This is a genomic window from Hydrogenophaga sp., assembly GCF_036675665.1.
In the GTDB taxonomy this organism is placed as follows: Bacteria; Pseudomonadota; Gammaproteobacteria; order Burkholderiales; family Burkholderiaceae_C; genus Hydrogenophaga.
Genome location: NZ_JAKFEO010000122.1, coordinates 1 through 4,354, shown reverse-complemented (window position 1 = coordinate 4,354; position 4,354 = coordinate 1). Strand labels below are relative to the sequence as shown.

Below are 4,354 nucleotides of genomic sequence, written 5' to 3'. Positions count from 1 at the left end.
CATGGGCGTGGTCTTCATCACGCACGACATGGGCGTGGTCGCCGAAGTGGCCGACCGCGTGCTGGTCATGTACCGCGGCGACAAGGTGGAAGAAGGCGCTTCGGAGGAGGTTTTTGCCCGCCCTCGCCATCCCTACACCCGCGCACTGCTGTCGGCCGTGCCACGATTGGGCGCAATGGAAGGCACCGAACTGCCCCTCAAGTTCGAGTTGCTGCGCACCGAAGAGGCCGATGCTGCACCGCGCGAGGCGGCTCAACCGCAAGACACCATCGCACCCGGCAGTGCGCCCATCCTGCGGGTGCAAGACCTGGTGACGCGCTTTGACGTGCGCAGCGGGCTTTTTGGCCGCGTGGCACGCCGCGTTCACGCGGTAGAAAAAGTCAGCTTTGACATACGGCCCGGCGAAACGCTGGCGCTGGTCGGTGAATCGGGTTGCGGCAAGTCCACCACCGGCCGCTCGCTGCTGCGCCTGGTCGAAAGCCAGAGCGGCCTCATCGAGTTCGGTGGCCAGAACATCCGCGACCTGCCGGCCAGCACGCTGCAGGGCCTGCGCCGCAACATCCAGTTCATCTTTCAGGACCCGTTCGCCTCGCTGGACCCGCGTGTCACCGTCGGTTTTTCCATCATGGAGCCGCTGCTGGTGCACAAGATCGCCAAGGGCAAGGAAGCGCAGGCGCGCGTCGACTGGCTGCTCGAAAAGGTCGGCCTGCCGGCCGAGTACGCCCAGCGCTACCCGCACGAGTTCTCGGGCGGGCAGCGCCAGCGCATCGCCATTGCACGCGCGCTGGCGCTCAACCCCAAGGTGGTGATTGCCGATGAGTCGGTGTCGGCCCTCGACGTCTCGATCCAGGCCCAGATCGTCAACCTGATGCTAGACCTGCAGCGCGAGCTGGGCATTGCCTTCCTGTTCATCTCCCACGACATGGCGGTGGTCGAACGTATCAGCCACCGTGTGGCCGTGATGTTCTTGGGCCAGATCGTCGAGATCGGCCCGCGCCGCGCGATTTTTGAAAACCCGCAACACGCCTACACCCGCAAGCTGATGGCGGCCGTGCCGGTGGCCGATCCGGCGCGCCGGCACCTGCGGCGCGAACTGCTGGAAGGCGAGATTCCCAGCCCGATCCGGGCTGTCGGCGACGAACCGCTGGTGCTGCCGCTGGAACAGGTGGCGCAGGGTCACTACGTTGCACGCCATCGCGTGGGCGGGATGTATTGACGGCATCCAGCAGTGAGTTAGTGTGTTTTTCCTTTTCTTAACCCAGGAGCTTCTCGTATGAAACCTTCCTTTGCACCCCTGGCCGCCGCGCTCGCGCTGACGGCCACTTTCGCTTCACCTGCGTTCGCAGCCAAGGATGTTGTCGCCGCGGTCGCGTCGACATTCACAACCATGGACCCGTACGACGCCAACGACACCTTGTCGCAAGCGGTCGTCAAGTCGTTCTACCAGGGCCTGTACGGCTTTGACCGGGACATGAAGATGGTGCCGGTCCTGGCCGAAAGCCACGAGGCCAGCAAGGACGGCCTGAGCTACACCATGAAGCTCAAGCGCGGCATCAAGTTCCATGACGGCACCGACTTCAACGCCGAAGCGGTGAAGGTCACTTTCGACCGCGTGACCAATCCCGACAACAAGCTCAAGCGCTACAACCTGTACAAGAACATCGTGAAGACCGAGGTGATCGACCCCTACACGGTACGCTTCACCCTGAAGGAGCCGTTCTCGCCCTTCATCAACTCCCTGGCACACCCGTCGGCCGTGATCATCTCGCCGACGGCACTGCAAAAGCTCGGCAAAGGCATCGCACAGAACCCGGTGGGCACCGGCCCGTTCAAGTTCGTCGAGTGGAAACAGAGCGACTACCTGAAGGTCGAAAAATTTGCCGGCTACTGGCGCAAGGGCTACCCCAAGGTCGACACTATCACCTGGCGCCCGGTGGTCGACAACAACACGCGCAGCGCGATCATGCAGACCGGCGAGGCGCACTTCACCTTCCCGGTGCCCTACGAACAGGCCGAGGTTCTGAAAAGCAAGCCCGGCATCGAGTTGACCGCAGCGCCGTCCATCGTGCACCGCTACCTGTCGATGAACACGCAGCAGAAACCCTTCGACAACCCGAAGGTGCGCGAAGCCATCAACTACGCGATCAACAAGGAGGCACTGATCAAGGTCGCCTTCTCGGGCTACGCGATTCCGGCCGAAGGCGTGCTGCCCAAGGGCGTTGAATATGCGGTCAAGCTCGGCCCCTGGCCCTACGACCCGGCCAAGGCGCGCGAGCTGCTGAAAGAGGCGGGCTATCCAAACGGCTTTGAAAGCACCCTATGGTCGGCCTACAACCACACGACGGCGCAGAAGGTGATCCAGTTCCTGCAGCAGCAGCTCGGCCAGGTCGGCATCAAGGTGCAGGTGCAGGCACTTGAAGCCGGCCAGCGCGTCGAAAAGGTCGAGAGCGCGCAGGACGCGGCAACCGCGCCGGTGCGCATGTACTACGTCGGCTGGTCGTCGTCGACCGGTGAAGCCGACTGGGCGATGCGCCCGCTGCTGGCTTCGGAGTCGTTCCCGCCCAAGATGTTCAACACCGCCTACTACAAGAACGAGGCAGTGGACACCGACATCGCCAAGGCGCTTAACACCACCAGCAGCGCCGAAAAGACCAAGCTCTACACCGATGCGCAGCAGCGCATCTGGAAGGACGCTCCCTGGGCTTTCCTGGCGACCGAACAGCTGCTGTCGGCACGCAGCAAGAACCTGACCGGCTTGTACGTGATGCCCGACGCATCGTTCAATTTTGACGAGATCGATCTCAAGTAAACCAGGTAACCGGCCCGCGCGATGACCAGCTATTTCCTCAAACGCCTGCTCGGCCTGCTGCCGACCCTGCTGATCGTCGCCGTGCTGGTGTTCCTGTTCGTCCACATGCTGCCGGGCGACCCGGCACGCCTGGCGGCCGGTCCGGACGCCGACCCCCAGACCGTGGAGCTGGTGCGCCGCGACCTCGGGCTTGACCGGCCCCTGCCCGAGCAGTTCCTGAACTTCTTCAGCCACATGCTGCAGGGTGATTTCGGCACGTCGCTGCGCAGCCGGCGGCCGGTGTCCACCGAGATCAGCGAGCGCTTCATGCCGACGCTGCTGCTCACGATCACCAGCATGGTCTGGTCGGTGATCTTCGGCATGGTGATCGGCATCAGCTCCGCCGTGTTCCGCAACCAGTGGCCCGACCGCCTGGGCATGACCATCGCCGTGTCGGGCATCTCGTTTCCGGCCTTCGCGCTCGGCATGCTGCTGATGCAGGTATTCTCGGTGCAGCTGGGCTGGCTGCCCACGGTGGGCGCAGACAGCTGGCGGCACTACATCCTGCCGTCGCTGACTTTGGGTGCCGGCGTGGCTGCGGTGATGGCGCGCTTCACCCGCGCTTCCTTCGTCGAGGTAATTCAGGAGGACTTTGTGCGCACGGCCCGGGCCAAGGGCCTGAAAGAGCGCACGGTGATTTTCAAGCACTGCCTGCGCAACGCGCTGATCCCGGTGGTCACGATGATGGGTCTGCAGTTCGGTTTTCTGCTGGGTGGCTCCATCGTGGTTGAGACAGTCTTCAACTGGCCCGGCCTGGGTCGCCTGCTGGTCGATGCCGTGACCATGCGCGACTATCCCGTGATCCAGACGCTGGTGCTGCTGTTTTCGCTGGAATTCATCCTGATCAACCTGGTGGTGGACGTGCTCTACGGCTTCATCAATCCCACCATTCGCTACAAATGAGAACCAGCCAGCCATGACACAGACCCTCGTCAACGAAGCCGTCGTCGCCATCGCGGCGACACCCGTGGCCACGCAAAACACCCGCGTGCGCACGCCCTGGACCGAGTTCTGGCGCAAGTTCAGGAAGCAGCATGTGGCCATGGCGGCCCTGGCCTTCGTGCTGCTGCTGGTGTTGCTGGCCCTGCTCGCGCCGGTCATTGCGCCCTACGACGCCGAAAACTTTTTCGACTACGACAAGCTCAACGCCGGGCCGTCGTGGCAGCACTGGCTGGGCGTTGACCCGCTGGGCCGCGACATCTTCAGCCGCATCCTGGTGGGCGCACGTATTTCACTGGCCGCGGGGTTTGCGTCGGTCGCCATCGGTGGCCTGATCGGCACCGCACTGGGTTTGCTGGCCGGCTATTACGAAGGCTGGTGGGACCGCATCGTGATGCGTATTTCCGATGTGCTGTTCGCCTTTCCCGGCATCCTGCTGGCGCTCGGCGTGGTCGCCATCCTGGGCAGCAGCATGGTTAACGTGGTGGTGGCCGTGTCGGTGTTCAGCGTGCCGGCCTTCGCCCGGCTGGTGCGCGGCAACACGCTGGTGCTCAAGCAGATGACCTA

The 4,354-nt window shown here is 63.6% G+C and carries 4 protein-coding genes; all 4 read left to right on the top strand.

All coding sequences use genetic code 11. From position 1 onward, the window contains the following. Positions 1 to 1,216: dipeptide ABC transporter ATP-binding protein (locus V6M63_RS24535; RefSeq protein WP_332746213.1), on the top strand; the 1,216-nt coding region annotated here is incomplete at its 5' end. Between the two features lie 57 nt (positions 1,217 to 1,273). Then, the gene (gene gsiB, locus V6M63_RS24530) at positions 1,274 to 2,809 is read left to right on the top strand and encodes a glutathione ABC transporter substrate-binding protein GsiB (protein WP_332746211.1); all 1,536 of its coding nucleotides are present in this window, start codon (positions 1,274 to 1,276) and stop codon (positions 2,807 to 2,809) included. Positions 2,810 to 2,830: 21 nt separating this feature from the next. Next, complete coding sequence (gene gsiC, locus V6M63_RS24525) at positions 2,831 to 3,751, top strand: glutathione ABC transporter permease GsiC (protein WP_332746209.1); 921 nt, start codon at positions 2,831 to 2,833, stop codon at positions 3,749 to 3,751. A 13-nt stretch (positions 3,752 to 3,764) separates the two neighbouring features. Then, a partial coding sequence (locus tag V6M63_RS24520; protein ID WP_332746207.1) for an ABC transporter permease subunit occupies positions 3,765 to 4,354 on the top strand: 590 nt, incomplete at its 3' end.